18 protein-coding genes are annotated in these 23,181 nt (G+C 65.6%); 13 read left to right on the forward strand and 5 right to left on the reverse strand.

Annotated elements, in window-relative coordinates; translation table 11 throughout:
• Window positions 1-128 precede the first annotated feature (128 nt).
• The 13 genes from K9F62_15830 (at window position 129) to K9F62_15890 (ending at window position 16,476) form a co-directional block, all read left to right on the forward strand.
• Window positions 129-2,720, forward strand: coding sequence for a glycosyltransferase (locus K9F62_15830; protein ID UJX40156.1), 2,592 nt, complete (start codon window positions 129-131; stop codon window positions 2,718-2,720).
• A complete protein-coding gene (locus tag K9F62_15835; GenBank protein UJX40157.1) occupies window positions 2,714-3,601 on the forward strand; it encodes a glycosyltransferase in 888 nt (295 codons plus the stop codon). The genes K9F62_15830 and K9F62_15835 overlap by 7 nt, the downstream gene beginning before the upstream one ends.
• Window positions 3,598-4,752 carry a glycosyltransferase family 4 protein gene (locus tag K9F62_15840; GenBank protein ID UJX40158.1) on the forward strand — a complete coding sequence of 385 codons (1,155 nt, stop codon included), beginning with the start codon at window positions 3,598-3,600 and terminating at the stop codon, window positions 4,750-4,752. The genes K9F62_15835 and K9F62_15840 overlap by 4 nt, the downstream gene beginning before the upstream one ends.
• 163 nt (window positions 4,753-4,915) lie before the next feature.
• Entirely contained in the window at window positions 4,916-5,869 is a 954-nt protein-coding gene (locus K9F62_15845; protein UJX40159.1) for a zinc ABC transporter substrate-binding protein, read from the forward strand.
• Window positions 5,866-6,657, forward strand: coding sequence for an ABC transporter ATP-binding protein (locus tag K9F62_15850; protein ID UJX40160.1), 792 nt, complete (start codon window positions 5,866-5,868; stop codon window positions 6,655-6,657). The genes K9F62_15845 and K9F62_15850 overlap by 4 nt, the downstream gene beginning before the upstream one ends.
• Window positions 6,654-7,472 carry a metal ABC transporter permease gene (locus K9F62_15855; protein ID UJX40161.1) on the forward strand — a complete coding sequence of 273 codons (819 nt, stop codon included), beginning with the start codon at window positions 6,654-6,656 and terminating at the stop codon, window positions 7,470-7,472. Before K9F62_15850 ends, K9F62_15855 begins: the two co-directional genes overlap by 4 nt.
• Before the next feature lie 8 nt (window positions 7,473-7,480).
• Window positions 7,481-7,975 carry a transcriptional repressor gene (locus K9F62_15860; GenBank protein ID UJX40162.1) on the forward strand — a complete coding sequence of 165 codons (495 nt, stop codon included), beginning with the start codon at window positions 7,481-7,483 and terminating at the stop codon, window positions 7,973-7,975.
• Between the two features lie 63 nt (window positions 7,976-8,038).
• Window positions 8,039-9,019: a GDP-mannose 4,6-dehydratase gene (locus K9F62_15865; GenBank protein UJX40163.1), complete on the forward strand. Its 981-nt coding sequence runs from the start codon at window positions 8,039-8,041 to the stop codon at window positions 9,017-9,019.
• A complete protein-coding gene (gmd, locus tag K9F62_15870; GenBank protein ID UJX40164.1) occupies window positions 9,016-10,107 on the forward strand; it encodes a GDP-mannose 4,6-dehydratase in 1,092 nt (363 codons plus the stop codon). Before K9F62_15865 ends, gmd begins: the two co-directional genes overlap by 4 nt.
• Before the next feature lie 90 nt (window positions 10,108-10,197).
• Window positions 10,198-10,545, forward strand: coding sequence for a hypothetical protein (locus K9F62_15875; protein ID UJX40165.1), 348 nt, complete (start codon window positions 10,198-10,200; stop codon window positions 10,543-10,545).
• Window positions 10,546-10,676: 131 nt separating this feature from the next.
• On the forward strand, window positions 10,677-13,250 hold the full coding sequence (locus K9F62_15880; GenBank protein ID UJX40166.1) for a TIGR03960 family B12-binding radical SAM protein: 2,574 nt from the start codon (window positions 10,677-10,679) through the stop codon (window positions 13,248-13,250).
• Window positions 13,251-13,342: 92 nt separating this feature from the next.
• Entirely contained in the window at window positions 13,343-15,976 is a 2,634-nt protein-coding gene (locus tag K9F62_15885) for an insulinase family protein (protein UJX40167.1), read from the forward strand.
• 119 nt (window positions 15,977-16,095) lie between these two features.
• Window positions 16,096-16,476: an OsmC family protein gene (locus K9F62_15890; protein UJX40168.1), complete on the forward strand. Its 381-nt coding sequence runs from the start codon at window positions 16,096-16,098 to the stop codon at window positions 16,474-16,476.
• Between the two features lie 190 nt (window positions 16,477-16,666).
• Here the strand turns inward: K9F62_15890 and K9F62_15895 are convergent, their stop codons facing one another.
• The 5 genes from K9F62_15895 to iorA form a co-directional block, all read right to left on the reverse strand.
• The gene (locus tag K9F62_15895) at window positions 16,667-17,146 is read right to left on the reverse strand and encodes an Ion channel (GenBank protein UJX40169.1); all 480 of its coding nucleotides are present in this window, start codon (window positions 17,144-17,146) and stop codon (window positions 16,667-16,669) included.
• Between the two features lie 106 nt (window positions 17,147-17,252).
• Window positions 17,253-18,986, reverse strand: coding sequence for a phosphoenolpyruvate carboxykinase (ATP) (locus K9F62_15900; protein ID UJX40170.1), 1,734 nt, complete (start codon window positions 18,984-18,986; stop codon window positions 17,253-17,255).
• 76 nt (window positions 18,987-19,062) lie between these two features.
• The gene (locus K9F62_15905; GenBank protein UJX40171.1) at window positions 19,063-20,670 is read right to left on the reverse strand and encodes a sigma 54-interacting transcriptional regulator; all 1,608 of its coding nucleotides are present in this window, start codon (window positions 20,668-20,670) and stop codon (window positions 19,063-19,065) included.
• On the reverse strand, window positions 20,667-21,269 hold the full coding sequence (locus K9F62_15910) for an indolepyruvate oxidoreductase subunit beta (GenBank protein UJX40172.1): 603 nt from the start codon (window positions 21,267-21,269) through the stop codon (window positions 20,667-20,669). The genes K9F62_15905 and K9F62_15910 overlap by 4 nt, the downstream gene beginning before the upstream one ends.
• Window positions 21,266-23,107: an indolepyruvate ferredoxin oxidoreductase subunit alpha gene (gene iorA, locus K9F62_15915; GenBank protein UJX40173.1), complete on the reverse strand. Its 1,842-nt coding sequence runs from the start codon at window positions 23,105-23,107 to the stop codon at window positions 21,266-21,268. Before iorA ends, K9F62_15910 begins: the two co-directional genes overlap by 4 nt.
• Window positions 23,108-23,181: the final 74 nt, after the last annotated feature.

A 23,181-nucleotide genomic window follows, 5' to 3' on the forward strand; every position in this document is an offset into this window, starting at 1 on the left:
CGCATTCCTCTATCCCCTTTAAGAGTTTTTGGGGAGGGTGGGGGTCCGGGGGAGGGAACCCCTTTTTGCAAAAAGGGGTTCCCTCCCCCGGTTCCACCTCTTCTTCCTCTCCTCCCCAAGGAGCCACAATGCGGCAGTGTTGGTGCGGAACGGGCGGGCTGGAGCCTTATAGCGACGGGTACATGTTGTGTCCGGCCTGTGGCACGTTGGTGTCTCGGGAGGATCGCGAGGAAGGCTATGGCCGCGACTATTGGTTCGGGCACCAGGAGTCCGATCTGGGCCAGCCGACCATCGAGACCCGGGCGCGGCTGGATTTGCCCGAGCGGTGCGTCTATTGGCTGCGGCGGTTCTTGAAGGCCTGTCTGCCGCCCGGCGACGTGCTGGAACTGGGCTGTGCCCATGGCGGTTTTACGGCGCTGTTGGGCAAGGCCGGATTTCGGGCGCGCGGATTGGAGCTGGACGCCTCCGTTGCCGGGATCGCCGGCGGACTTTTTGGCGTGACGGTGCTGTCCGGTCCGCTGGAGGAGCAGGAGATCGCGCCGGGGAGCCTTTGCGCCGTGGTGCTTATGGACGTGCTGGAGCATCTGCCCGATCCGGTGGAGATGTTGCGCCGCGTGGGCACGCTTCTGGCTCCGGGCGGCATCGTTTTTGTCCAAACGCCCCGGTTTCCGGCCGGCATGGCCCATGAACGGCTTCTGACCGAGGGCAATCCGTTTTCGCGCATGTTGCTGCCGGCGGAGCATCTGTATCTGTACAGCGAAAAGGCCGTGCGCGAACTCTTCAGCTTTGCCGGGCTGGGGCATTTCCGCTTCGAGACGCCGCTTTTCCCCTACGACATGCTGTTCGTGGCCGGACGGCAGGAAATTGCCGACCATGGCCGGGAGGCTGTGGAGAAGGTCCTTTGCGCCACGCCGGACGGTCGCATGATCCAGGCCATGCTGGACCTGACCGGCCGGGCCGAGGCGGCCGAGAAGCAGGCGGCGGAGTTGTGCGGAGCCGAAGCGGCGAGCCTGGGCGGCCTGGAAGGCGTGATCCGCGAGACGGCCTCGGGCTGGACGGCTCAGGGACGGCTGCCGCGCCTTGTCAACAAGGTGCTTTTGCGCTGGGGCCGGGCGGCCTGGGCTTTCAATAAAGCCGTCAAGTACGTGCTGGCCGCGCCCGGGTTGCGTCGGGAGCTTGCGGCGCGGGATACGGCCGGGGACATCCTGGTGGCCGTGGACCTGACGCCGGTGCTCCCTGGCGGGGACAACGGCGGGGCCAAGCTCATGACCATCCTGCTGCTCCATGCCCTGCGCGACATGCGACCGCACTGGCGATTCGTATGCATTGTCTCGGACGCGGCGTATGACGAGTTGTCGCACCTGGACGCGCCCAACATGGAGCGCGTCAAAGTGGGCGCGGTCGGGGCGGGCAAGGCGCTGTCGCACTGGCAGGGCAAAAAGGTGGACCTGCTCTTTTGTCCCTTCACCATGCCCTATTTCCATCATCCCGACGTGCCGGCCGTTTCGGTCATCTACGACCTGCAATACGCCTATTATCCACAGTTTTTCAGCCCCGACGAGGAAGCCGGCCGGGAGCGGACGTTCCTGACCGCCGCCCGGTGTTGCGAGCGGCTGGTATGCATTTCCGAATTCGCCCGGCGCACCGTGCTGGAACAGGGCAACGTGCCGGACGGCCGCACGGCCACGGTGCACATCTCCCTGCCCAGGCGGCTTACGCGCACCGATGCGGCGGCTGTCGCGGCCATACGGGAACGGCTGGGGCTCGAGGGGGACGACTATCTGCTCTATCCGGCCAATTTCTGGCCCCATAAAAACCACCGCATGCTCTTGACCGCCTTTGGCATGCTGGCCGCCGGCCGGCCGGAGCCGTTGCGGCTGGTCCTGACCGGCGCGGATACGGGCCTGCGCCAGGAACTGGGACAGGCCGTGGCCGCCCTTGGCCTGGAGGGGCGGGCGGTCTTTGCCGGCTACGTTTCCGACGCGGACCTCTCGACGCTTCTGACCGGGGCCCGGGCCCTGGTCTTTCCCTCGCTCTTCGAGGGCTTCGGCATGCCGCTGGTCGAGGCCATGGCTGTTGGCACGCCCATCGTCTGCTCCGACGTCACCAGCCTGCCCGAGGTCGGCGGCGACGCGGCGCTGTATTTCGACCCCCGGCGACCCGACGACATCGTGGCGGCGCTGACCCGCCTGTTGGACGAGCCCGGGGTGGCCGAGGAGCTTGTGCGCAAGGGCCGAGAGCGCCTCGGCTTTTTCGGCGGCCCGGACGATATGGCCCGCAAGTACCTTGCCGTCTTCGAGGACGTGCTGGCCCGACCCGTGTCCCAGAGCACGGCCGTGCGCGGGCTCTATGGCGACGGCTGGTGCGGCTCGCGGCTGTTCGTGGCCTGCGGCCCTGCGGCCCATCGCCAATGGCTGCGGGCACGCTTCGATCTGCCGGCCGGCGCGCCGTCGGGACAGGTGCGCATCGTGACCATGGTCAACGGCAAGCCGTACGGTAAGCCGGTGACCCTGACTCCGGGGAAATCGGCCGCTATCGACCCGGACGTGCCGCCTCATGGCGGCTACGTGGAATTTCTTTTCGAGGGCGCGCGGCGCGACGACGCCGTCGGTCCTGGGGCGGACCGGCGCAAACTCTCCGCGCGCTGCCTGGAGCTGCGCCTGACCGACGGGGCCCGGGACGTGGACCTGCGCTATGGCGATGAGGGCAGGGCATGTTAAGCGTCAGCGCCATCACCCCGTCCTACAACCAGGGGCGCTTCATCGGCCGTACCATCGAAAGCGTGCTGTCCCAGCAAGGCGCGTTCGACCTGGAATACGTGGTCATGGACGGCGGCAGCACGGACGAGACCGTCTCGATTTTACAAAGCTACGGCGGCCGGCTGCGCTACCGTTCCGAGCGCGACAAGGGGCAGCCCGACGCCATCAACAAGGGCATTGCCGCGACCACGGGCGAGGTCCTTGCCTGGCTCAATTCCGACGACGTCTACTCCCCCGGAACCCTTCAAGCGGTGCTTGAGGTTTTCGAGGCCCGACCGGACGTGGATGTGGTCTACGGCGACGGCGACCATATCGATGTGGACGACGCCGTCATCGAGCCCTATCCGGCCGAACCGTTCAGCCTGGAGCGGCTCAAGGATCGCTGCATCATCTGCCAGCCGGCCGCTTTTTTCCGGCGGCGGGTGGTGGAGCGGTTCGGGGCCCTCGACCTGCGCTGGCAATACACCCTGGATTACGAGTTCTGGCTGCGGCTGGCCAAGGGCGGGGCGGTTTTCGCCTATCTGCCGCGAAAGCTGGCCGGCTCGCGTTTTTATCCCCAGACCAAGACCTCGGGCGCGAAGCTTAAAGTGCATGCCGAGATCAACGACATGATGGCCGCCACCTTCGGCCGGGTGCCCGACCGCTGGCTGTGCAACTACGCCCATGCCCTGGTCCGGGAGCAGTGGAAGCTTGCCGAAAAGGGCCTGGCCTTCACTCCGGCCGTGGCCCTGGCCTCGCTCGGCGCTTCCGTTCGCTGGAACCGGGGTGTTTCGGCGGCGCTTGCCCGCACCACGCTGTCGTGGCTCACGCGCGGGCTCGTTCGTCCCGGCGGGACGCTATGAAAATCGGCTTCGACGTGTCCCAGACCGGCGCTGGCAAGGCGGGTTGCGGCTATTTCGCCGCCGGCCTGCTTGCCGCCCTGGCTGCCGTCGACCGGGACAACGACTACGTGCTCTATCCGGCCTTTGGGGATTTCTGGTGGGAATCCCGGCCCAAGGCTTGCCTGCGTCCGGCCGGAAGCCGCTTTCGCCTGGGGCCGACCTTTCGTCGGTTCTGGAATCAGAAACGCTTTTTCCGCCAGCCGCCGGCCGATTTCGAAGCCAGGCTCGGCAACCCGGATATTGTCCACGCCAACAATTTCTTTTGTCCCACGGGGCTTGCCCGCGCCCGGCTTGTCTACACGCTCTACGACCTGTCGTTTCTGGACAACCCGGTCTGGACCACTGAGGGCAACCGCACCGGCTGTTTCGACGGCGTGTTCCGGGCCGCGACCACGGCGGATTACGTGGTGTCCATCTCCGAATATTCCCTCGACCACTTCTTGAGGATTTTTCCGCAGTATCCGCGATCCCGGGCGGTTGTCGCGCCCCTGGCCAGCCGCTTTTCGACCGCTTCGCCGCAGGCCCGGCCGCGTAACGCCGACGCTCTCGCGCCCGGGGGCTATTGGCTTTGTGTGGGCACCATCGAGCCGCGCAAGAACCATGAGCGGCTCTTTGCTGCCTACGCCGCCTGGCGCAAGGAAACGGGTGGGGAGATGCCGCTGGTCCTGGCCGGGGGCAAGGGCTGGCTCATGGACGATGTGGCCCGCACGGTGGGGGAACTCGGCATTGCCGACCATCTCGTTTTTACGGGCTATGTGTCCGACGCCGAGCTGGCCTGGCTCTACGCCAACTGCCACGCCTTTCTCTATCCCTCGCTTTTCGAGGGCTTCGGCCTGCCGGTGCTGGAGGCCATGAACCTTGGCGCGGCGGTCATCTGTTCCGACGCCACGTCCCTGCCCGAGGTGGCGGGGGAGGCGGCCATCATGGTCGATCCGCTGGATGTGGCGGGACTGGCCCAGGCCATGGCGAAGCTCGCGGACGTTGCCGCCTTGCGGGAAGCGCTGCGGCAGAAATCACTGGCCCGGGCCGGGCTTTTTTCCTGGGAGCGCACGGCGCAGGTTGTGCGCGACGCTTACGCCGCCTGTGCCGCGCTGCCGCGATTGGGTGCCTGACCGGACACGGCCAGGAAACAGCATTTTCTTCATCCATCAGTCTTTTCAATAGTTTTTAGAAAATGCAACTCTTTTGCATTTTGAGGACCGGTGAGGCTTGACTTTGCCATGCAACTCTGTTGCATCTGCCTTTACCCTGCCCGCGCAGGGAAAAGGAGCTGCCATGAAACGCCTCATGTTGTTGCTGGCGGGACTGCTGTTCGCGGCCGCCGTGCCGGCCCAGGCCAAAATGCTGGTCGCCGTCAGCATCGCGCCCCAGGCCTATTTCCTCAAACAGATCGCCGGCGACCGGGCCGACGCCCTGGTCATGGTCCCGGCCGGAACCGATGCCCACACCTATGAGCCCAAACCCCGGCAACTGGCCGAACTCGGCAAGGCGGCCGTCTATTTCGGCATCGGCATGGATTTCGAGAACGCCTGGCTGCCCCGGTTCAAGGCCGCCAGCCCGAAGATGGCTATCGTGCCTACCGACGCGGGCATCGAAAAAATGCCCATGCTCGCCCATGACCACGAGGCTGAGGAACACGAACACGAGCATGCAGCGGAAGGCCAGGACCACGACAAGGCCGGCCATGCCGAGGCCCACGGCCATCACCACCACGCGGGAGAACCCGATCCCCATATCTGGCTGTCGCCGGAACTGGCCAAGAAAATCGGGGCCAACATGCGCGACGGCCTGATTGCGGCCGATCCCGCCGGCGCGGCCGACTACCGGGCCGGCTACGAGCGCTTCGCTTCCTCGTGCGACGCCCTTGACGCCGCGATAAAAAAAGAGTTTGCCGGTCTGCCCCCCGGGGAACATGTTTTCATGGTCTTCCACCCTTCCTGGGGGTATTTTGCCCGGGATTACGGTCTGACCCAGGAGCCCATCGAGCAGCTCGGCCGCGAACCCGGCCCCCGGGCCCTGGCCACGCTGGTCAAGGAAGCCAAAAAGGATAACGTCAAAGTGATTTTCGTGCAGCCCGAAATGAGCGCCAGGCAGGCCGAGACCATCGCCCAGTCCATCGGCGGGACCGTGGCCACCCTCGATCCCCTGGCCGCCGACTGGGCGGACAACCTCACCAAGGCGGCAAAGGCCATACGCCAGGGCATGGCCGGTCCGTCGGAGGCCAAGTGAGCGAAGCCGTCGTCGACATCCGCGACTTGACGTTCGCCTACAACGGTCAGGCGGCCCTCTCGGGGGTCAGCCTGGCCGTTGCCCCTGGTGACCGGCTGGCCGTGCTCGGCCCGAATGGCGGCGGCAAGACCACGCTGTTAAAGCTCATCCTCGGCATCCTGCAGCCGACGTCCGGCACCATCCGCGTTTTCGGCCGCGAGCCCGGACGCCAAAGCGCCCGTATCGGCTACGTGCCCCAGCGCCTGGAAGGCGTGGCCGAGCGCAAGGACCTGCCCATACGGGTGCGCGAGGTGGCGCTGATGGGCCTGCTTGCCTCGGGCAGATACGGCTTTCGGTTCAGTCGCGACGAAATGCGACGGGCTGATGCCGCGCTTACCCGCGTGGAAATGCTGCCCTTGGCCGACAAGCGCTTTTGCGAGCTTTCCGGCGGCCAGAAACAGCGAACGCTCATTGCCCGGGCCCTGGTTTCCGACCCGGACCTGCTCATCCTCGACGAGCCCACGGCCAATATCGACCCCCAGGGCAAATTCTGTCTTTACGAGGTGCTCTCGCGCATCGGCCAGGGCGTGACTTCCCTGGTCGTCAGCCATGATCTCAGCATCCTGGCCGCCGGGGTCACGGCCGTTGCCTGCGTCAACGCCCGGGTGCTCTACGCCCCGCAGCCGAAGCTCACCCAGGAGATGGTGGACCTGCTCTACGGCGTTCACAGCCACACCTGTCCCCTGGACGCCTATCTGCGCCGCATCACGCCCGAACTGGCCGGCCTTACCCCCCTGGAGACGCGATGATCGCGGATATGCTGACGCTGCCCTTTTTGCAGCACGCGCTTATAGCCGCGCTTTTGGCCGCCGTGTGCTGCGGTGTCATGGGCACGCTCATCGTGGCCAACCGCATGGTCTTTCTGGCCGGCGGCGCGGCCCATGCCGCCTACGGCGGGGTGGGGCTGGCCTACTTTCTGGCGCTCCCCGTACTGCCCGTCACCGTGGCCTTCACCGTGGCCGCGGCCCTGCTCATGGCCGCCGTGACACTCAAGCGTCTCGAGGACACGGACACGGTCATCGGCGTGCTCTGGGCGGCCGGCATGGCCTTCGGCATCATCCTGCTCGACCTGACCCCGGGCTACAAACCCGACCTCATGAGCTATCTTTTCGGCAGCATCATCACCGTGCCGGTCTCCGACCTCTATGCCCTGGCCGCGCTGGCCGTGGTGCTTATCGGGCTGACGCTGCGGCACTACAACGGTTTCGTGGCCATGGCTTTCGACCGGGAGTTCGCGGCCGTACGCGGCGCGCCGGTCAGGTTCCTGCACTATCTGCTCACGGGACTCGCCGCCGTGACGGTGGTGCTTCTCATCCGCGTGGCCGGCCTGATCCTGATCATCGCGCTTTTATCCGTGGCCCCGAGTCTGGCCATGCGCCGCGTCGCTTCCCTGGGCCGGGCCATGGTCGTCGCCTCCGTGCTCAACATCTTTTTCTGCCTGGCCGGGCTCATGCTTGCCTACCACTTCGACCTGACCTCCGGCGCGGCCATCATCGCCGTGGCCGCGGTCACCTTTTGCCTGACCCTGGCCGTGGGGTTCCTGCCCCGCCGGAAAAGCGTATAGGAAGGGCCATGGCGGGGCAGGGACACCAGACGCCGGCGGCGGCCATGCTGGCCCGGGCGGGCATCGAACCCACGTCCTTGCGCCTGTGCGTGGCCGAGGTGCTGTCCGGGGAGGGACAGGCCCTGCCGGCGACCGACATTCTGGCCCGGGTCCGGGAGCGCCACCGGGCCAACAAGGTCACGCTCTACCGCATTCTCGATCTCTTTGTGGAAAAGGGCTTGGCCTTTCGCCACAGCTCCGGCGATAGGGCCTTTCGCTATTGCCTGGGGCCGCGCTTTTCCAGCCGGGCCCACTGCCATGCCTACTGCCTGCGTTGCGGCCGCATGGAGTGCCTGCCCGCCCCGGAGACGCTTGTGGACATGACCGCCCTTGGCGAACGCATGGCCATGGACGTGATGGGGGTGGAGGTGCGCATCGACGGCATTTGCGCCGCCTGCCGCAAAGCCGCCGAAGAGGATGGGGAGACGACCGGGCCGGTTGACGCCGAGCCGGGAAACAACTAGCTTCACTGTTTCCTTACACTGGCCTTATGATTTCCCATAAAGGCCGTTTCGGATGCCATCCACATGAAAAAAGCGCTTATTTTCGGAGTCTCCGGTCAGGACGGAGCCTATCTTGCCCGGTTGCTGCTGGAGAAGGGCTATCAGGTGACCGGGACCTCCCGCGACGCCCAGATGACTTCCTTTCGCAATCTGGCCGCGCTCGGCCTGCGCGACCGGGTGGCGCTTTTTTCCGTGACGCTGACCGATTTCCGCAGCGTGCTGACCGTGCTGACCAAGGTCGTGCCGGACGAGATCTACCACCTGGCCGGGCAGTCCTCGGTCGGGCTCTCCTTCGAGCAGCCGGTGGAAACCTTCCACTCCATCAGCCTCGGCACCCTCAATCTGCTCGAGGCCGTGCGTTTCCTGAATGCGCCGGTCAGGCTCTACAACGCCTCGTCGAGCGACTGCTTCGGTGACACCGGCGGGGAACCCGCGACGGAAACGACTCCCTTTGCCCCGCGAAGTCCCTATGCCGTGGCCAAGGCGGCCGCCCATTTCGAGGTGGCCAATTACCGCGAGGCCTATAATCTTTTCGCCTGCAACGGCATCCTTTTCAACCACGAATCGCCGCTTCGCCCGACGCGCTTCGTCACCCGCAAGATCGTTGCCGCCGCCTGCCGCATTGCCAAAGGCTCCGGCGAACGCCTGCGCCTGGGCAACATCGACGTGGCCCGGGACTGGGGCTACGCCCCCCAGTACGTGGAGGCCATGTGGCGCATGCTCCAGCAGGACGCGCCTGAGGATTACGTCATCGCCACCGGCCAAACCATCACCTTGCGTGATTTTACCGCCCACGCCTTCGACGCTGTCGGCCTTGACTGGCGTGACCACGTCGACGTGGACCCCTCCCTTTTTCGTCCCTCGGACATTGCCGTAAGCCGGGCCAACCCGTCCAAGGCGGCGCAGCGCCTGGGCTGGCGGGCGACGCTCGGTCCCGCCGACGTGGCCCGGGCCATGGTCGCCCACGAAATGGGTCAACCGCAACCGGAGAAAACCGCTCCATGAAGAACAAAGTCGCGCTGATCACCGGTATCACCGGGCAGGACGGTGCCTATCTGGCCGAATTGCTGCTGCAAAAGGGCTACGAGGTGCATGGCATCAAGCGCCGGTCCTCGCTTTTCAACACCCAGCGCATTGACCATCTCTACAGCGACCCACACGACACCGGCCGCAGACTGATGTTGCACTACGGCGACCTGTCCGATTCCACCAACCTCATCCGCATCATGCAGGAGGTCCGGCCGGACGAGGTCTACAACCTGGCCGCCCAGAGCCACGTCAAGGTCTCCTTCGAGTCGCCGGAATATACCGCCGATGTGGACGCCCTGGGAACCTTGCGCCTGCTCGAGGCCATCCGCATCCTGGGGCTCGAGAAACACACCCGTTTTTACCAGGCCTCGACCTCGGAGCTGTTCGGCAAGGTGGTGGAGACGCCCCAGACCGAGAAAACGCCGTTTTATCCGCGAAGCCCCTATGCCGTGGCCAAGCTCTATGCCTACTGGATCACGGTCAACTACCGCGAGGCCTACGGCATGTATGCCTGCAACGGCATCCTTTTCAATCACGAGTCCCCGGTTCGCGGTGAAACGTTTGTGACCCGCAAGATCACCCGGGCCATGGCCCGTATCAAGCTGGGGCTCCAGGATTGCCTGTATCTCGGCAACATGAGCGCGCTTCGCGATTGGGGCCATGCCAAGGATTACGTGGAGATGCAGTGGCTCATGCTCCAGCAGGACGCGCCGGACGATTTCGTCATCGCCACCGGCCGGCAATCCTCGGTGCGCGACTTCGTGTCGATGACCGCGGCTGAGCTCGGCATCCCCCTGCGTTTCGAGGGCGAAGGCGCAAACGAGAAGGGGTATGACGCCGAAACGGGCAAATGCCTCGTGGCCGTCGATCCCCGCTATTTCCGGCCGACAGAGGTGGAAACCCTGCTCGGCGATCCCACCAAGGCCCGGGAGCGTCTGGGCTGGCAGCCGAGGATCACCATCGAGCAGATGGTGTCCGAGATGGTGCGAAATGATCTGCGCGAGGCCGAGCGGGATGCGCTCTGCAAAAGCCAGGGATTTGCCGTTTTCGACTACAACGAATAGATTGTCGGGCCTTGACAGGGCTTCCCCCGTGTCTAGCTCATACAGGCGGCGCGTTTTCGCGCCGCCAATTTTGCCCAAGGAGAATACCACATGGCTTATGACATCCGCCTGGTGAAGCTGATAAACGGCGAGACGGTGCTCGGCAAATGGGACGAGGCCGCCGGCAAGCTGACCGACGTGGCCCTGCTCCAGACCATTCCTTCCCAGCAGGGCGTGCAGATGCTGCTTCTGCCCTTCGGCTATCCCTTCGAGACCGAGGTCGGCGGCGAGATCGAGCTGTCCCACGTGCTCTATCAGTTCAAGAAGTTTCCCGACGAGCTCAAGACCCGCTACCTGGAAGCCACGAGCAACCTCACCCTGTCCACCCCCGGCGACCTCAAGACCCTGTCCAACCTGGGCGGCGGCAAGGGTAATCTCTCCAGCATCCTGAAGAAATAGGGTTTGTTTCCGCAATTCATCCGCGCTTGGCGCGCCCGCAACACGCAAAAAAAAGTTTAGGAAAGGGAGAGCGCGAGAGGGGAGAACCCTTTGCAAAAGGGTTTCCCCTCTCGCATTTTCTTCTCACAACTATGCGCGAATTCGCTCCCTGGCTGCAAAAGCCCACCCAGTATCTTGGTGCCGAATGGGGCCGTACGGCCAAGGACGCCGCTTCGGTGCGCGCCCGGGTCGCCCTGGCCTTTCCGGATATGTATGAAGTCGGCATGTCCTATGTGGGCGGGCGTATCCTTTACGAGACCGTCAACCGTGTTGCGGGCCTTGCCGCCGAGCGCGTCTTCACGCCGACCGACGAGGCCGCGGGGCTTCTGCGCGAGAAGGGCGCGCCGCTTTGCACCCTGGAGTCCGACACGCCGCTGGCCGCCTGCGACGTGGTGGCGTTCCACCTCACCCACGAGCTGTGCTACACCAACGTGCTGTACATGCTGGATTTGGCCGGCATCCCTTTTCGCGCTGCCGACCGGAGCGAGGACGGGCCGCTGGTCATCGCCGGCGGCGGTTGCGCCTTCAATGCCGAGCCCGTGGCCCCGTTTTTCGACCTCATGGTCATCGGCGACGGCGAAGAGGCCCTGCCCGCCATTTTGCAGGCCGTGGCCACGGCCAGGGAGGAGGGCGGCCTTTCGAAGCGCGACGTGCTCCTGCGCCTGACCGCCATCCCCGGCGTCTATGTGCCGTCCTTTTTCGACGTCGGCCCGGATGGCGCGCCGGTCCCCCTGGTGCCGGGCTACGCGCGTGTGACCAAGGCGATTGTGGCCGATCTGGACACGGCTCCCTTTCCCACCTGTCAGGTGGTGCCCTTTGCCCAGGCCGTGCACGACCGCTTGGCCGTGGAGATCGCCCGGGGCTGCACGCGCGGCTGTCGTTTCTGCCATGCCGGCATGATCTACCGGCCGGTCAGGGAGCGCAGCCTGCCCGAGCTGGAAAAACTCGTGGCCGAGGGACTTTCGCGCACCGGCTACGAGGAACTGTCCTTTCTTTCCCTGTCCACCGGCGATTTTTCCGCTCTGGAAAGCCTGTTCGCCCACACCATCGACCGCTGCCGCCGGGATCAGGTGGCCGTGTCGTTGCCGTCACTGCGGGCCGGCACGCTCTCCGACTCCATCCTCGACATGATGGCCGGCATTCGCCGCACCGGCGCGACCGTGGCCCCGGAAGCCGCCACCCAGCGCCTGCGCGACGTCATCAACAAGGGCATCACCGAAGAGGACATCCTGGCCCACGTGGCCAAGCTCTTTGGCCACGGCTGGCAGCAGGTCAAGCTCTACTTCATGATCGGCCTGCCGACCGAGACCGAGGAGGACGTGCGGGGCATTTACGAACTGGCCAAAAAGGTGCTCGCCCAGGCTCCTCCCGGGACCAAAAGGCTCCAGGTCACGGCCGCCATCTCGCCCTACGTGCCCAAGACCCATACGCCGTTTCAGTGGGAAGCGCAGATCAGTCTGGAACAGATCAAGGAACGGGTGGGGTATCTGCGCGATCTTTTCGCCACGGACCGGCGGCTGACGCTGCGCTGGCACGAGCCGGAGATGAGCTTTCTCGAAGGCGTCTTTTCCCGGGCCGGCCGGGAGCTTGCGCCCCTGGTCGAGGCCGCCTACCGCCAGGGCGCGCTTTTTTGCTCCTGGATCGACCGGTTCGACCTGGCTCCCTGGCTGCGGGTGTTCGACGAAGCCGGGCTGGACCCGGCCAAGTGGCTGGCCGCGCGCGACCCGGATGCGCCGCTGCCCTGGGACCATCTTTCCTGCGGCGTCACCCCGGGCTTTTTGCGCCGGGAGCGCCAGAAAGCCCTGGCCGGGCGCATCACGGCCGACTGCCGCTACGGCGAGTGCTCGGGCTGCGGCGTGTGCGACTTCGAGGGGCGCAAGAGCGAACTGCGCGCCGCCGGGGACGCGGAAATCCGCCCGCGCTGCAACCGTCCCGAACGCGAACACGAGGCCGTGGCCGCGCCGCCGCCCCCAGCCAAGGAAGATTTGACCCGCAAGGCCGTGCATGTGCGCCTGTGGTTTACCAAGACCGGCAGCGCCGTGTACCTGAGCCAGCTCGAACTCACGCGTCTTTTCGAGCGCGCTTTGCGCCGGGCCGGGCTTCGGCCGAGCTTTTCCGCAGGCTACCATCCGCTGCCCCAGATGTCCTTCGGACGGGCCCTGTCGGTGGGCGTTGCGAGCGAGGCCGAGTGGATGGGGCTTTTTCTGCGTGAGCCGGTGGCTCCCGGCGACATCCCGGCAAGGCTCAATCCCAACCTGCCCGAGGGGCTGGTCATGGTGGCCGTGGAGGAGTTGCCTCCGGGCCGCAAGGTGCCGCATCCCATCGAGGAAACTTTCGAACTTGTCATACCCGCCGCCTGCGCCAAGGACTGCCTGGAACGCTGGGCCGCGTTTACGGCGGCGGACAGCTTTGCCGTGACCTGGGAATCGAAAAAAGGTCCGCGCTCCATCGACGCCCGGCCCCTTGTCACCAGTATTGCCGCCGGCGAATCCGATCATACGGTGCGCTTCACCTGCCTTTTCGCCGAAGCCTACGTGAGCCCCTTGCGGCTGGTCGAAGCGGTCTGCCCGGGACTGGCGCGCGGTCGCTACGCCCTGACCAAGGTTGCCGTGGCCTTCGAAGCGGGTGGGGCGGCGTTCCCTTCCGGTTTGATGAACCAGAATTAAGTTCCCTTGCCGCGCAAAATACCTATGCTTTATGTGCCGCCCGCACCACCGCGTGCGGCCGGCCCCCTATTTGAAGCAAAGGAGTTCCCCTGATGCGTTGGCGTTTTTCCCTTTTCCTTCTCACGTCGCTGCTCGCCCTGGCCGCTGTCGCGGCCGCAGCCGAGCCGCCGCATGTCGTGCGCCTGCCCAACGGCCTGACCGTCATGGTCATCGAGGACAACCGCTTCCCGCTGGTGTCCGAACGGCTTTTCGTCCATGCCGGCTCGGGCTACGAAACGCCCAAACAGGCGGGTCTGAGCCACCTGCTCGAACACATGGTCTTCAAATCCACGGCCAAACGTCCGGCCGGCCAGGTGGCTTCGGACGTCGAGGGCGCCGGCGGGGAGCTCAATGCCTCCACCAGCTTCGACAGCACCACCTTCCGGGTGGACATGCCGGCGGACCGCTGGAAGCTCGGCCTCGACGTCATCAAGGACATGATTTTCGGGGCCAAGTTCGTGCCTGAGGAGCTTGATTCCGAACGCAAGGTGGTGTTGTCGGAACTGGCCCGGGGGCGGGACAATCCCGACAACCGGCTGTTCCAGATGACCCAGGCCATGGCCTGGCCCGGACAGTCCTACGGCTGGCCCGTCATCGGTTTTCCCGAGACGGTCTCGAAGTTCACCGCCGACGACCTGCGCGCCTACGTCAAGGAACGCTACCAGCCCCAGTCCATGCTGCTGGTGGTCGCCGGCAAGGTGCGGGCCGAGGATGTCGAGCAGGAGGCCGGGGAACTTTTCGGCTCCCTGGTCAACGACCGGCCCCAGACCCCGATCGTCCCCTACGTCCAACCCGGCATGGCGGTGGGTCAGCCCATGGTCAAGGTGGAATACGGGCAGTGGAACAAGGTGCGCCTGCAGCTTTCCTTTCCCACGCCCGGCATCCGCACCGCCGACGAGGCTTCCCTCGACGTGTTGGCCCAGCTTTTGGCCGGGGACGAAACCAGCCGGCTGTACCGCACGTTCAAGTACGACAAGAAGCTGGTCGACGACATTTCCTGCACGTCGATGACGTTGGAGCGGGGCGGGCTTTTTATTATCGACGTTTCCCTGGACGCCAAGAACGTGGCCGCCTTCTGGCAGGGCCTGCTTACGGAACTGGCCCATCTGCGGGGTTCGTCGTTTACCGACCATGAACTGGCCCGGGTCAAGCTCAATATCGAGGACGGCCTGTACCGGGCCAAGGAAACCCTGGCCGGAATGGCCATGAAGGCGGGCTATTTCCGTTTCTACGGCTACGATCCCAACGGCGAGGCCAACTATCTGCGCGCCGTGCGTCTGGTGGACCAGAAGTCCCTGCAAGCCGTCATCGAGGCCACGCTTCGCCCCGAGCGCCGGCTGGTCGCCGCCTTGGTGCCCAAGGCCGACGAAAAGGTGGTCACGGCCGACGCGCTGACCGCCCTGGCCAACAAGGCCTGGCCCGCGCCCAAGGCCGCCTCCGCCACGACAACGCAGGCCGCCGGCGGCGTGGCCGCGCCCGAGGTGGCGGATCTCGGCGGCGGGCACACGCTGGTGCTGTTGCCCGACAAGACGCTGCCCTACGTGTCCGTGTCCCTGGTCTACAACGGCGGGGACGCGCTTTTGGCGCAAAATAGGCAGGGACTGGCGGAACTCGTGGCCAACAGCCTGACCACGGGCACGAAAAAGCTTTCGGCCAACGCCCTGGAGGATTTCCTGGCCGACCGGGCCGCCGACCTTTCCGCGACGGCCGGGCGCGACGCCTTTTCCGTATCGGCCAAGTTTCCCAGCCGGTTCCAGAAAGACATGTTCGGCCTTGTGTCCGATGTGCTGCTGACCCCGGCCCTTTTGCCCGCCGAGGTCTCGCGCGAGGTGTCGGACCAGCTCGCGGCCATCAAATCCCAGGAGGACAAGCCGCTCGGGCTCGCCTTCCGCAAGCTCTTCCCGTTCCTGTATACCGACACCGCCTATGCCTATACGCGCCTGGGCCAGCCGGACACGGTGCGGACCTTCACGGCCGCGGACGTCGCCGGTTTCTGGACGGCCCAGAGGCAGCGGCCCTGGGTAATGGCCGTGTGCGGTGATTTCGATCCCGCCGCCGTGCGCGCCCTGGCCGATAAGCTGGCCAAGGCCGACGGGCCGGCCAAGCCGTTTAGCTTCGCCACGCCCAAGTGGGGCGAGAAGCGCGAGGATACCGTGCATCTCCCCGGTCGCAACCAGACCCATCTGCTCATGGTCTTTCCGGTGCCGGGCCTGCGCTCGCCGGACACCCCGGGTCTCGAGCTCTTAAACAACGTCCTGGCCGGGCAAAGCGGGTTGCTTTTTTCCCGCCTGCGCGACGGCGAGAGCCTTGGGTATTCCGTGACCTCGTTTCTCTGGCAGTCGGATACGACCGGTTTTTTGGCCTTCTACATCGGCACCTCGCCCGACAAGGCCAGTGCGGCCCTGGACGGCTTTGCGCGGGTGGCGGCCCAGTTGCGCCAGACCCCGCTTCCCGACGAAATGATGCTGCGGGCCAAAAACGTCCTGTCCGGGGATTATTACCGGGACCGGCAGGCGCTTTCCTCGCGTAGCGCCGAGGCGGCCCGGTCGCTGTCCCAGGGCCTGCCGCTGGACAACGATCGCCGGGTGGTCGAGGCGGCCCAGTCGCTTACCCCGGAGAACCTCAAGGCGCTGGCCGAGAAATATCTGAAGCCGGAGGCGGCCTACGTCTTCAAGGTGCAGCCCTGACCCGGCGCTAAAACCCGATCGAGCCTTGGCCCCGGTTTTTCGACCGGGGCCTTTTTCTTGAAATCGTAAACGATCTGTGCCAGTTCCAAGAAAACAGACACAACGGGGAGGGACTTGTCATGATACGATGCCGCACCCTCGAGACACCGTTTCAGGTGGAGTTTTCAAGCGGCGGCCATACCGGCGTGTGCGACGCGCCCGCGGACAAGGGCGGGCAAGGCCAGGGCTTTCGGCCCCACGAACTGCTGGAAGCGGCCCTGGGCTCGTGCACGTCCATGATCATCACCATGTACGCCAAAAATCACGGCATCGCCCTTACGGGCGTCAGCGTCGACGTGTCGCTCGATCGCAGCGAACCCGGGACTACGGCCTTTCACTGCGCGATCACGCTCTCCGGCGACCTGACCGACGAGGAGCGCCAACGCCTCTTGCGCGCGGCCAGGGCCTGCCCGGTGCGCAAGACGCTTTCCGCCAAGCTGGTCTTTCGTGAACAGGGGTAATGGAGGATTGGATGCCTCCGGCGGCCAAAGGGCTCACGCCCTTTGGAATCCCTTAAGGATTTCGCAGCATTGCTTTGCCGCGAATTCGAATCGTGAACATCCCCTGTCACCGTGAAAGTTTTTTGCGGAGGGGGTCCGGGGGAGGGGCTTTTTTTCAAAAAAGCCCCTCCCCCGGCGGCTTTCCACCTTCCTAGCGCAGGTTGTTGGCGGTGATGAGCCGCACCAGGATGACGATGAGGCAGGCGGAAAAAACGCCGAGGGTCAGGTAGCCGAAGAAGGCTTCCGAGGCGGCGAGCAGGCGCAGGCTTGGCGTGGGAATGCAGTCGGTGCAGCCGGTATTGGTGAAAAGCGATACGCTCAGGTAGAGGCAATCCCGGAAGGATTCCGTGAGCCGGTTGTTGCAGACGATCTGGAAGGCCATGAACGTCCTGGCGTAGCCGGCCACGATGCAGGCGGCGTAGACCGGCAGGGAAACGGCCAGGACGACGAGGCTGCGAAAGAGCACAAGCGACAGCAGGATCAGTGTCGGGAAGGTGATGGAAAAGGCGAAGGCCAGAAAGATGACCTGGTCGGGCGTCGTGGTCTTGGCCTGGCTCAAATAGACCAGATAGATGAGAAACGGCAATGATACGGCCAGGCCGACCAGTCCGAGAATGGAGCGAAGGCTCATGACGCGGCACGCCTTTTTGCGCTAACTCCCCCGCTTCGGGGCGGCCGGGAGGTTGTGGACAACGAAAAGCCGGCAGCCGTGCGCATACGTGGGTTCTTGCCGGCGATTATGCCCGGGCCATAAGCGCGTTGACAAGCTTCATGAGGAGTTCCGGCCTGTTGTGCAAGTCGGAATTCTGCAAGAACACCCGGCGCTGGTGAAACCGGTCTTTGAGGGTTTCCAGATAACGGTCGCGGTTTTCCACGTTCTCGGGATCGTAGGTCGCGGCATAGCCCGGCAGGAGCCGTTCCACGCTTTCCCTTTCCGGAATCTGGGCGCCGGGGAGCAGGTCCCAGTCGCGCCAGGCAAGCTGGTCGAGGAGCAGGGCGGTTTGCAGGGTCAGCGAGGTGGCCAGCGGAATCTTGCGCAGGTCCCTGTCCGACGACTTCCAAAAGCCCACGGAATTGAAGGCGTAGCCCACGGCGCCGGCCACGAACACGTTCAGGAACGCCTCCACGTCCTTCCACAGCTCATAGACCCGGAAGGGGTTGGCGAAGGGCTCGAAAACGAGCTTTTTGAGTTCGTCCTCGCTGACGTTCTCGGCCAGGTTGCGCCGGGTCATCAGCGATGCGCCCATGGCCACGGCCAGCCCCCGGTCGGCGAAACGCACCACCGGCGGCAGGCAGGTGTCCTTCATGAGCCAGACCATGATGTCGGGAAAGGCGCAACGGTTGACGTAGGCCCCGAGCAGGTCGCGGTCGATGAGCGCCCGGCCGTTGGGGTTGCGCACGTCCTGCCCGAGCGGCAGCACCTTGCCGTCGGATTCGGTGAGGGCCAGGTTCATGGCCGAAATCGTGTAGCGCCAGTCCGGATGCCCCAGCGGCCGGGAGTCGGTCTTGTCGAACAGCGTGGGCTCCCAGACCCGGCAGACCTTGCCGGCGCAGTCGATCTGGAAGGCGTCGTCGTGGAGCACCACCTTGGAAAAGCCCGCCGGCAGCGTGCCGCCGTTGTCGTGGGAATTGGTGTGGGACGACTTGCCCGTGCCGGAAAGGCCGAAAAAGGCGATGGAACGCTTGCCCTTGGCCTTGACGTCCGGGTCCTTGCAGCCGGAAAAGTCCATCTCCTTGATGCCGCCGTGGCAGGCGGCCATGCCGAGCCGCATGCCCGAGGTCCAGGCCAGGGTCAGGGTGCCCTTCTTGCGTTCGCCGAAATAGCGCATGCCGAGGTTGAAGATGACGTTGGCTTCCTCGTCGACCAGGGCCAGTTGGGCGCCGCCCTCGTTGTGATAGTACGGGTCAGTCGTGGTCCACTGGTTGAAGCCCACGACCAGGATGTCGGGGATCGGCAGCGCCGGGCTTTTGGCGTAGACCGCGGCCAGCTCTTCGTACGGGGTGAAGTTGGCCAGCCAGTTGAAGACGTTGACCGCGTCGTCCTCGGTAGTCACGAGGGTGGCCTTGAGCATGAGGTCGGCGTCGAGGCCGAGAATGGCCTCGGCCTTGATCAGCGGATAGCGCTGCATATCGTAGACGGCCTCGCGCAGGTCCGCCTCCACCTTGCGCCGCTCGGTCGGCTCCATGCGGTTGTAAAAGCGCCTGGCCTTGGCCGTGCGGCCGACGATGCGGCCGTGGCAGTTGTCGATGACCGTCGCGCCTTCGGGCAGGCCCAGACGCCGGGCCGCCGGGGGATAGATCGGCAGGTCCGTGTCCATGACGTCATGCTGCTCTCTGGCCAAGGCATAGGCCTCGGCTGCCGTGACCTTGCGCACGCGGCGATCCAGGCAAAGCGTTTGGGCGATGGAGCGCAGCGGCGGCATCCTGGTCATGTCGTCGCGGTAGTAATCATGACTGGCGCGGCTGGCCATGAAACCTCCGATGGGAGATGGATTGGCGTATGATCGTACGCGGTTGGCTGGGTAGGGTAAACCGTTTTCTGGACAATTAGCTGTGGCGACCGGGGGTGAAACGCTTGGGGTCGATACCGTACTTCTTGACCTTGTAGTTGACCACCCGGTAGCTCTCGCGCAGGTTGCGCGCGGCCTGGTACATGTTGCCCTTGGCCTTTTTCAGGGCTTCCACCAGCAGCTCGGTCTCGAAATCGGCCACGGCCTCGCCAAAGGACAGGGACGGTTCCGTGTCCGAGGATTCCCCGGTCTGCAGCGTCGGAGGCAGGTGGTAGGTGCGCAGCACGGCCTCGTCGCACAAGGTGGCGGCCCGCTCCATGCAATGGGCCAGCTCGCGGACGTTTCCCGGCCAATGGTACTGGTTGAGCAGATCGATGGCCGGGGTGGAGATGCGGCGCACGTTGTTGCCCGTGCGGCGGGAGAATTCCTCCAGAAAGCGCTCGGCCAGGGGCAGGATGTCGCCGGTGCGTTCCCGAAGCGGCGGCACGAAGATCGAGAAAACGCCCAGGGCGTAATAGAGGTCCTCCAGGAATTCGTTCCTGGCCAGGGCGTCTTCCAGGGAGGTGCGGGTCGCGGCCACCATGCGGGCATCCACGGGCACCGGCGCGTCGCCGCCGAGCCGTTCCACGAATCCCTCCTGGATGATGCGCAGCACCTGTTTCTGGGCGCTTATGGGCAGTTCATCGATGTCGTCGAGAAAGACGATGCCGCCGGCCGCCAGCTCGAAAATACCCCGGCGGGAGCGGGTGGCCTTGGAGCGCTCGCCCTTTTGCACGCCGAAAAGCGCCTCCAGCACGGCTTCCGACGGCTTGTCGCCGCAGGCCAGACGCACGAAGGGACGATGGCGACGGTCGCCCTGGGCGTGCAGGAAGCGAGCCAGGGTTTCCTTGCCCGTACCTTCCTCGCCGCGCAGGAGCACCGGGTCGCCGGCGTCCGCCGCCTGGGCGATCTGGCGCAACACCAGACGCATGCTTTTGGAGGCGGCCACGGGCGCGATGCTTTCGCTTTCGACCGACGGCGCCACCGGTTCCGGCTTGGCCTCGGACGCCTGGGGGACGGCCGACGTACGCCGACGGGATCGGGCCAGCTCATCGCTCAGGCGCAAGGCGCTGTTGCCGATGACCGCGCCGACCACGCTCAGAAATTCCCGCTGGGCTTCCAGAAAGACCATGGGCGCCTTGGGCAGATCGACGCTGAGCGCCCCGACCACGCCGGTGCGGCTGACCGGCTCGAAGCCCTCGACCTGGCCATCCGGCTCGGGCACGGTCACCGGCACGCAGATGTAGGACAGGCTGGTCAGCTCCTCGGGAGGGCGGCCCAGGAAGTCCGGGTGGTCCTTGATGTCCTGGAGCACCAGGGCTCGCCTGGAACCGATGACCTGGCCGGTGGACAGCGGGGCCGGGCCATAGAGATGGTCCAGCCCCTGGTCTTTGCCGTGGGACAGGATGATGCGCGCACCTTCCTGGGGCAGGTCGTGCAGTTCCAGGCAGGCGCGCCGGTAGCCCAGGGTCTCGACCAGAATGGCCAGGGCGTTTTCGAGTCCCCTGCGCACGGCCCGACCGGGGCCCGTTACGGCCGCGATGCGCGAAAGCGCCCGGTAGAAGGCCGGACCGGCGCTGTCGAAGGAAGTGAGCGGATCGATCACGCGGCTTGACCTGTGGCGGCGGCCGCAGCCCCAAGCTCGAGAGCCTTGAGGTTGAGCGGGACGATCTTGGGTTTCAAATATTTCTCCACGGACCGGATCAGGGCGTCGACGCCAAAAGGCAGCGCGCCGCAGGCCGCCGCCGCCGCGATCAGCACCATGTTGGCGGCCTTGGCCGTGCCGGCCTGCTCGGCCAGGCTGATGCAGGGCACCATGACCACCCGGGCGGCGAAGCCACGGGCGGTCTCGAGCACGGCGTCGAGAGGCGGGTAGCATTCCCGGCCCAGGCACACGCCGACCGGCTGGACGGATTCGCTGTTGCCGACCACGACCCCGCCGCGCTTAAGCATCGGCAGGGCGCGCAGGGTTTCGAGCAGTTCGAAGCCGAGCAGCACGTCGGCCTCGCCCTTGGAAATGACCGGGCTTTTGTAGCCGCCGATCAGGATGGTCGACTCCACCACGCCGCCGCGTTGGGCCATGCCGTGGATTTCGCCGGCCGTGACGGGAAGTCCCGCGGCCAGGGCGGTGCGGGCGAGCAGGGTGGTGGCGGTGAGGGTTCCCTGGCCGCCGACGCCGGTGAGGAAAATGCGCGCGCGGTTCATCGGGCCTCCTTCTTGCCGGGCTTGATATCGGCAGAGAGCTGCACGCAGTACATGCAGCCGTCGCATTGTTCGGCGTTGATGGTGAAAACGCCCTCTACCATGGCAAAGGCCGGGCAGGCCAGAGTGTCGCGCACGGTGAGGCAGGCGGCCGGATCGCCGGTCACCCGGGCGGGCGGGGTCTTTTTGGCCTGGCCCACGCGGCGGGCGTGGATGGGGCAGGGATATTCGGCGATGAGCACGCGGGGGCCGGACTGGCCGGCGAATTCCGTAAGCGCCGCGATGGTCGCCTTGTGGTTGAGCGGGTTGACCTTGACCGGGGTGATGCCGCAGGCCCTGATCAGCGCCGAAAGGTCCACCGGATTGGGGTTTTCCCCGAAGATGGTGGTGTCGACGCCTGGGTTTGGCTGGTGGCCGGTCATGGCCGTGGTGCGGTTGTCCAGGATCACGATCAGGATGTCGTGGTTGTAGGCCACGGCGTCGATAAGGCCCGTGATGCCGGAATGAAAGAAGGTGGAGTCGCCGATAAAGGCCACCACCGGCTTGCCCGAGGCCCGGGCGAAACCCGCGCCGGCGGAGATCGACGAGCCCATGCAGAGCAGAAAGTCGGCGGCCCGGAAAGGCGGCAAAAACCCGAGCGTGTAGCAGCCGATGTCCGAGGAATAGACGGCCTCGTCGCCGAAGACTTCGCGCACGGCGTAGTAGGCGGCCCGGTGGGGGCAGCCGGCGCACAGGTTCGGCGGGCGCTTCGGCAGGTCGACCGGCACGGACAGGGTTTCGACGGCGGCGGTCTCGCGGCCGAGGGTGGCATTGACCGCGGCGCGCACGTTGACCGTGGCGTATTCGCCAAGGCGCGGCAGGTGCGGCCCCTTGCCGATAATTTCCACACTGATGCCGCGTTTCTGGGCCAGGGCGCGGATCTCGTTTTCCAGCACCGGCTCCAGTTCCTCGACGATGACCACCTTGCGGCATTTGCCCAGGAACTCGGCGATGCGGTTTTCCGGCAGCGGATAGCTCATGCCCAGATCGAGCACGCGCACCGTGCCTTCCAGCCCGTCTTCCTCCAGCACGTCGGCGAGGTAATTGCGGGCCGCGCCCGAGGCGATGAAGCCGACCTCGCCCGTGCCGCGCTCGGTGTTGTAGGGCGAGGTTTCGGCCGCCTCGCGCGCCTTTTCCAGGCGTTCGAGCAGGCGCACATGCATGGGCCGGGCCGAGGCGGGCAACGGCACGTACTTGGCCGGATTCTTCGCAAAGAGCTTTGCGGCCGGCGTGTCCGGCAAGGCGCCGAAGGTCACGGGGCCGCGTACGTGGTTGACGCGGGTGGTGGTGCGCAAAAGCACCGGCGCTTCGAGGCTTCGGGAAAGGAGCAGGGCGTCGCGGGCCATGTCCTTGCATTCCTGGGCCGTGGCCGGCTCGAAGCAGGGCAGCCCGCCGAGGCGCGCGTAGATGCGGTTGTCCTGCTCGTTTTGCGAGGAATGGCAGCCCGGGTCGTCGGCCGAAAGCAGGATCAGCCCGCCCGGAGCCGTGACGTAAGCCAGGGTCATGAGCGGGTCGGCCGCCACGTTGACGCCGACGTGCTTCATGGTCACCAGGGCGGGCAGCCCGGCCAGGGTCGCGCCGCCGGCCACTTCGAGGGCCACTTTCTCGTTGACCGAATACTCGAAGTAGTAGGGGCCGTCCTTGGACAAGCGGAAAAACGTGTCCGGCACCTCGGACGAGGGCGTGCCCGGATAGCAGGTCACGAACCGGACCCCCCCCTCGAGGGCGCCGCGCGCGATGGCCTCGTTGCCAAGCAGAAGCAGCGTCTCTCCGGCTGCCGCGGTCAATAATTCCTTACCCACGTACAAACCTCCGACGGAAAATGGACGCCGCGTCGGCGTCCTGCCATTCCCGGCGCGCCGGGAAGCGGGTTGCC

Origin of the sequence: Desulfovibrio sp. JY (assembly GCA_021730285.1) — a bacterium.
GTDB lineage: Bacteria > Desulfobacterota > Desulfovibrionia > Desulfovibrionales > Desulfovibrionaceae > Solidesulfovibrio.

Coding starts and splice junctions, on each gene's coding strand:
- K9F62_15890 (UJX40168.1), top strand. CDS start 16,096: ATGATACGATGCCGCACCCTCGAGACACCGTTTCAGGTGGAGTTTTCA.
- K9F62_15835 (UJX40157.1), top strand. CDS start 2,714: ATGTTAAGCGTCAGCGCCATCACCCCGTCCTACAACCAGGGGCGCTTC.
- K9F62_15845 (UJX40159.1), top strand. CDS start 4,916: ATGAAACGCCTCATGTTGTTGCTGGCGGGACTGCTGTTCGCGGCCGCC.
- K9F62_15875 (UJX40165.1), top strand. CDS start 10,198: ATGGCTTATGACATCCGCCTGGTGAAGCTGATAAACGGCGAGACGGTG.
- K9F62_15880 (UJX40166.1), top strand. CDS start 10,677: ATGCGCGAATTCGCTCCCTGGCTGCAAAAGCCCACCCAGTATCTTGGT.
- K9F62_15840 (UJX40158.1), top strand. CDS start 3,598: ATGAAAATCGGCTTCGACGTGTCCCAGACCGGCGCTGGCAAGGCGGGT.
- K9F62_15895 (UJX40169.1), bottom strand. CDS start 17,146: ATGAGCCTTCGCTCCATTCTCGGACTGGTCGGCCTGGCCGTATCATTG.
- K9F62_15900 (UJX40170.1), bottom strand. CDS start 18,986: ATGGCCAGCCGCGCCAGTCATGATTACTACCGCGACGACATGACCAGG.
- K9F62_15885 (UJX40167.1), top strand. CDS start 13,343: ATGCGTTGGCGTTTTTCCCTTTTCCTTCTCACGTCGCTGCTCGCCCTG.
- K9F62_15910 (UJX40172.1), bottom strand. CDS start 21,269: ATGAACCGCGCGCGCATTTTCCTCACCGGCGTCGGCGGCCAGGGAACC.
- K9F62_15855 (UJX40161.1), top strand. CDS start 6,654: ATGATCGCGGATATGCTGACGCTGCCCTTTTTGCAGCACGCGCTTATA.
- K9F62_15860 (UJX40162.1), top strand. CDS start 7,481: ATGGCGGGGCAGGGACACCAGACGCCGGCGGCGGCCATGCTGGCCCGG.
- gmd (UJX40164.1), top strand. CDS start 9,016: ATGAAGAACAAAGTCGCGCTGATCACCGGTATCACCGGGCAGGACGGT.
- K9F62_15865 (UJX40163.1), top strand. CDS start 8,039: ATGAAAAAAGCGCTTATTTTCGGAGTCTCCGGTCAGGACGGAGCCTAT.
- K9F62_15830 (UJX40156.1), top strand. CDS start 129: ATGCGGCAGTGTTGGTGCGGAACGGGCGGGCTGGAGCCTTATAGCGAC.